This is a genomic window from Chryseobacterium sp. FP211-J200, from assembly GCF_001643375.1.
Taxonomy (GTDB): domain Bacteria; phylum Bacteroidota; class Bacteroidia; order Flavobacteriales; family Weeksellaceae; genus Epilithonimonas; species Epilithonimonas ginsengisoli.
This window is the reverse complement of sequence record NZ_LSHB01000079.1, coordinates 1-5,749: the sequence shown is the minus strand read 5'-3', so window position 1 is coordinate 5,749 and position 5,749 is coordinate 1. Positions and strand designations below refer to the sequence as shown.

5 protein-coding genes are annotated in these 5,749 nt (G+C 32.4%); all 5 read right to left on the bottom strand.

Annotation, left to right across the window (positions count from 1 at the left end):
* Positions 1-223: 223 nt before the first annotated feature.
* Positions 224-1,150: an alpha/beta hydrolase gene (locus tag AXA65_RS18680; protein WP_063971562.1), complete on the bottom strand. Its 927-nt coding sequence runs from the start codon at positions 1,148-1,150 to the stop codon at positions 224-226.
* Positions 1,151-1,339: 189 nt separating this feature from the next.
* Complete coding sequence (locus AXA65_RS18675) at positions 1,340-2,506, bottom strand: tetracycline-inactivating monooxygenase Tet(X2) (protein ID WP_008651082.1); 1,167 nt, start codon at positions 2,504-2,506, stop codon at positions 1,340-1,342.
* Positions 2,507-2,665: 159 nt separating this feature from the next.
* A complete protein-coding gene (locus tag AXA65_RS18670; RefSeq protein ID WP_063971561.1) occupies positions 2,666-3,244 on the bottom strand; it encodes a hypothetical protein in 579 nt (192 codons plus the stop codon).
* Positions 3,245-3,469: 225 nt separating this feature from the next.
* Positions 3,470-4,417, bottom strand: a complete 948-nt coding sequence (locus tag AXA65_RS18665) for a hypothetical protein (RefSeq protein ID WP_131797852.1) — start codon at positions 4,415-4,417, stop codon at positions 3,470-3,472.
* 268 nt (positions 4,418-4,685) lie between these two features.
* A complete protein-coding gene (locus tag AXA65_RS18655; RefSeq protein WP_063971558.1) occupies positions 4,686-5,426 on the bottom strand; it encodes a hypothetical protein in 741 nt (246 codons plus the stop codon).
* Positions 5,427-5,749 lie beyond the last annotated feature (323 nt).

Below are 5,749 nucleotides of genomic sequence, written 5' to 3'. Positions count from 1 at the left end.
GGGAATTTATGCCCAAAAGTAAAGGAAAACACGATAAAACCTGGAAAAACCACCAAATTCACCAACAAAAAAAGAGACCTTTCTGAAAGTCTCCTGTATATCTTTAAAATCCTTCGTCGGTAAACCCATAATGTTGAAAAAAGCTCCCGAAGCTTCCGTTCAACAGGGTTTTCATTGTTCGTGCTTCGCACGCAACGAAAACTTAGCTATTGGCGGTAGTTTTTTATTTTATCCACTTTTCAATGGTATTTATAAATTCTGTTTGCTGGTCAACAAATGGATAATGTGAACAGTTGTCAATAATTTTAAAATTCTTTTTCTTGACTATTCTTTTCATATCATTCAATTGCTTTTGCGAAAAAATTTGGTCTTGTTGTCCATAAATTGCAAATAATTTGACTTGCTTTTTAAGATTTTTTAAAACAGGTTTCGTGTCAATATTATTTTGGGTTTCGTTTTGATAGAATAGAGTTGGAGCATTGTCATTTCGGATATTATTTTTCCCAAACTCACTTTTTTCATAATCTTCTCGCAGTTGGTTTGCTTCTTTAGTTGGAAATGGCATTTTGAAATAGTTATTTTTACTCGCAACTTCATAACATTGTTGTCGATATTCAGCAGAGTTTTTTGGTAGTCTTTCGATTTCTGCAATTTTTGATAGCATTAAATTGTCTTTCTGTTCTAAATAGTTTTTTTTCGTTGTTTCTAAAATATGGTCGTATGTTTCTTGTTGAGAAAACAAAGCACCTGTAAGTATCAGTGAATTTACTTTTTGAGGATTTTGTTCCGTGAAAAGTGTTCCGACCAAACCACCAAAACTATGGGCTATAATATTTGCTCTTTTGATGTTGTATTTTTGGTAAAGACTATTTAAGTCCTTTATTGCTTCTTGAAAAGTGAAAGTTGCAGTTGTGTCGATGGAACGACCTTCGCCTCGTCTGTCATAAACAATTACATAATATCCTTTTTCGGCTAATTTTTCAGCAGTTGTTCCTTCAAAAAGAGTGGAATTTCCTCTTGGTCCACCGTGAATGAAAATAATTGCTGGATTTTCGCTTTGTCCATACGATTTTGAGTAAATGGTATTTATCTGTGCATTTATTGTCAGTGATGTTAAGATATAAAATAGGATTAAATATATTTTCTTCATTTATAGTTTATTGTTTAACGATGTCGTTGGTCAAAATTACCGCCAACGTTTGGCAAATTGGCGATGGAGCCGACTTTTAGCACAAATGTTGAATAGAATTACTAATCTTCAACATTGCACAAAAGTTCAATAGAAGTACTTCACCGGCTCTATTGCCAATTTGTTTGTTATGTGCCGTTTTATTCCATTTTATACATTTAACAATTGCTGAAACGTAAAGTCGGGTTTAAACATTTCAATTTCGTTTTGAGTTGATTCTTCTTGTGCTTCTTTGCCATAGATAAACATTTGCTGTTCATAATTTTTAACAGCCTCTTCAATGCTATTAAATTTTCCATCGGCTAGATTATCAGACAATATCAAGGCATCCACCAACCCACTATTTACTCCCTGCCCTGCAAAAGGCGGCATCAAATGTGCGGCATCCCCAATCATTGTTATGGGTAATGGGCGCTTGCTTTTCCAAGGCTTTTCTAAAGGAAATATCCGTGTAGCCAATCCTACAAATGACAACGTCGTATGAATCAATTCTTTGTAGCGTTCGTCCCAATCGGAAAATTCTTTCAGAAGAAAATCAACGACACTATTTCTGTTTTGAAAATCTACCTGCGTTTGGTTTTTCCATTCATCAGGTGTTTTAAAACTTATTCCAAAATGCAATGCACCATTATTATTGGGGTTAGCAAATAATAAATTACCTTGGTGAGATGCCATTAGCCGGTTTCCATTGCATAGCTGAAAAAATCCAGGACAGTTTATCTCTGGTTGATGAATATCGGCTTGTATATTGAAAGTACCTGTTTCTTCAACTTCCGTGTCGGTAACAAATTTTCTTACCTTGGACATCCCGCCATTGGCAAGAATAACCAAATCTGCTGTTTCACTCGGTTTATTCTCAAAAGTTAGTGTCCACTTCTTCTTACCAGGTTCAAGCATAACAAGTTTTCTATCCCAAATAACCGTGTCGTTTTCTAAACTATTCAACAAGATAGCCCTTAAGTCATTTCTGTTTATTTCAGGATTGTCAAATCGATTTTCGGGCTTTACATTTTTTGTGGATAAAATATTGCCTTTTTCATCAGCAATATTTACACCCATTGGTAAGGCTAAGTCATAATAAGTTTGTAACAATCCCGCTTTTTTCATTGCTTCCTGACCTGAACCTTTGTGTAGGTCAAGGGTTCCACCAAAAATTCTTGCCTCTCGGTCGTTGTCTCTTTCGTAAACTGAAACGTCTATGCCGTTTTGCTGTAATAATTTTGCCATAGTCAGTCCAACGGGTCCACCACCAATTATTGCAACGTTCTTATCACTAAGTAAATTCATTTGTTTGTCTGTATCTATTCGCATTGTCATTCAAAAATGGCACATAACGTTTCGCAGCTTGCAGAAGTGGCGGATTAAGGAAGCCTAAACTTTCGGTTAAACACTGACTTTGCAAGTACAAAACCAACTTTAAATCAAGCCCAAAACCCGCCATTTTTGCAAACTGCTGTTGTGCGTTCGGTTTTTTATTTAAAATCTATATCCAATTCTTAAATGCAAGTTAGCTGCCGCTTCTCCTTCATTTTTTGAATATCCGGCACTTTCTGCGAAAATATATCTATATCCAATTCCAATTCCAGTTTCATATGTAAAATGTTTTCCAATATTTCTTTTTAAACCCCAAGTAGGAATTATTGAAATTTGATTGGCAATTTCTACATTATCATAATTTGATATTACAAACCAATTAGGATGATAACTTGTTTGAAGTGTTAAGAAATTTCCACTGTTTCCGCTTATATTTTTTGATTTAGAAACTCGCTTATCTAAATTATAATACCATCTTGGCTCTAATGTTATAACAGGTGTCATTAAATATCCGTTTTTTGGATAAAAACTTCCACCAAAAAATCCAGCATCCATTCCTATTTCCGCACGCAACGCAATTTCATTGGTTAATTTTACTTCTCGATGTGCCCAAATTCCTAAAGTTCCAATTTGAATTCCAAAAGTTGATTTTTCGACACTTGCGTTTTGTGCTTTTGAAAAAAATGTAAATAAACAAATTGATAAAGTAATTATCATTTTAGTTGAAATTTTTGTTTTCATAAATTTTATTAGATTTGTTTTTTATTCGTGTTTACAATTAATTATTCTTTTTTCATTAGGATTTCTGTGCGTTCCGCTAAACTGACGCACAACGGTCGCGTATTGGCGATGGGCGGGCTTTTTAGCAATAAACTTCAATCGAAGAACAAAATTTGAATATGGCTAAAATCTTCATTCGAAGACGAAATCCCGTCTATTGCCAATACGATGTTGTGCGTTCGTTTCTTATTTTAATTTGAGTATAAGTTTCGTCCAGTTTTCGTCAACTAATGGTGCGTAATGGTCTCCGTTTTCTATTTTTATCAGAATTTTATCTTTAGATTTTGAATTTTCATATATTTTTTCGGACATTGAAAAGGGCAGATTTTCGTCCTTTGTTCCGTGTAATAAAATTAAATTTCCAAAATAATTTTTTATGTTTTCTGAACTGTTTCCTTCCTTAGAAAATTCAGATTTTTTAATTTCCGAAAAATTGAAATATGGTTTTGCCCAAAATGGCGCTAAGCCTATGAAATAATCTGCAACATCATCTATATTTGATGCAGGTGCTAATAGTGCTAATTTTGGAATTTTATTATCTGTTGCTAATTTAGTTGCGAAAACAGTTCCCAATGAATGCCCTACTACAAAATCGACTGAATTGGAAGAATTTACGAATTCAAAGAAATTCTGATTAATTTTAAATTGAGTTGAAAAATTGGAATCTCCCTTTGAGTAACCATTTCCATTATAAACAATCACATAAATTTTTACGCTGTCTTTCTTTGAAAGTTCTGTTAAGTCATCAAGCATATTAAATATATTAAACTGATTGCCTAACATATATATACCTGCCTTTTTATAAGTCCTTGGTGTTATCGTATAAAATTCAGATTTAGAGTTTCTTTCAAATTTTTGAAATTTTCGTTTCAATATTGTTTGATTCAATTTGACTGAATCCTCTTTCGTAGATGAAATAAATTTGTTCGCAGCGAAAACTACGGAGTCCTTTGTAATATGCGTTAGATATTTTGCATCTAATTGATTAAATATATTTTTATTGTCATATTTTGTTGGCGTATAAAACATAGTTTCTTTAACAACATTTTTACTTCGTAAATAAGGAATTGAAAATAAGTATAAGGCAATTAATACAAATAAAATAATTCCTAAAATTTTTAATGTTTTCTTCATTTAACTGTTTTTTTTCTTAAATATCGTTTATTTTATGCGTTTTGTTGAAATGACGCACAACGGGAAACGGCTTTGCGAAGGCGGGGCTAAGAAAGACGAAACTTTCTATTAAAAACCAAACTGAGCAAAAACCATTTTCGTTTTTCAAACTTACAAAAAAATAAAAAACGAAATGGTTTTTTGCGGCTAAAAGTGCGAAAATCTTCAACGCAAGGGACATTCACCCCCGCTTTTGCAAAACCGATGTTAGTGGCAGTTTTTTTCAAATTTACTTGTCAAATTTAATCGGAACTCCAAATATCTGTTTCCATTCATTTAGTGTTTCTCTTTCAGTCAGATAAGCTTTTTCAAAAGTTTGGGTAAATCCATAATTTTTTATTGATTTTCTTTTCATTAGATACTTACCAAATATAAAGCTGAAAATATTTATTACAATTTTATCTCTCACTTTTTCTGTTAAAAAATTTTCTCTAAAAGTTATGTCTACAATTTGATTTATGCCTAATGCAGAAAGCTGATTGAAGTTATATTGAATTTGAAATCTAAAGTCAGTTATTCTATTATACCAATCTAAATTTTTGTCTTGTTGAAGTTTTAATCTGTCTCCAAAAAATGTCGTGCTGTAATGGAAAATATATCCCCGTGGATTTAGAGGCAAATCTGATAGTATTTTTTTTGACACCCCTTTATGAATGTCCCACATGTGATAGTGAAAAGTTTTGTCTACCAAATACAGATTGAAAGTTTTCTTTAGGTTTTCATAACTCCAATTTATACAACCACCTGTTGGTGCAATTGAAGAACTTCTTCGATATCGATTTTCATTTTTATTCCAAGTCAGTTTTTCAAAATGTTGGAAAGATAATATTTTTGAAGTGGCAAAATCTACAAATAAATTGTTTAAAATTGGAAAAAGTTGTTCCATATTTTCCCAATAATAAATTTTATCATCCTCTGTAGGTGTTTGACAAAGCAAAGAATATGTAGTGAAATTATTTTCTTTTTCCATTAAACTTATTTTCTTAGTTGCAGGTATTGTTAAAATTGCCACTAACGGAAAAAGTATTGGCGAAGGACGGGCTACTTTGCTGACAATTTCAAAGGAAGACCGAACCTGAGCAAAATGCTTTTTCAGATTTCTAAATTACTAAAAAAAGAAATATGAAAAGCATTTTTGCGGATATTGTTAACTGAATTCTCAAAGACAATATTCACCCCGTCTTTTGCCAATACACTGTTGAACTAAACCTTCGGTAGCTTTCCCAATCGCATAAATCAGTTACTTTGTAAAGTTAATTAAAAAATCACTAGGATGGCTACAAAAAAAAGAGT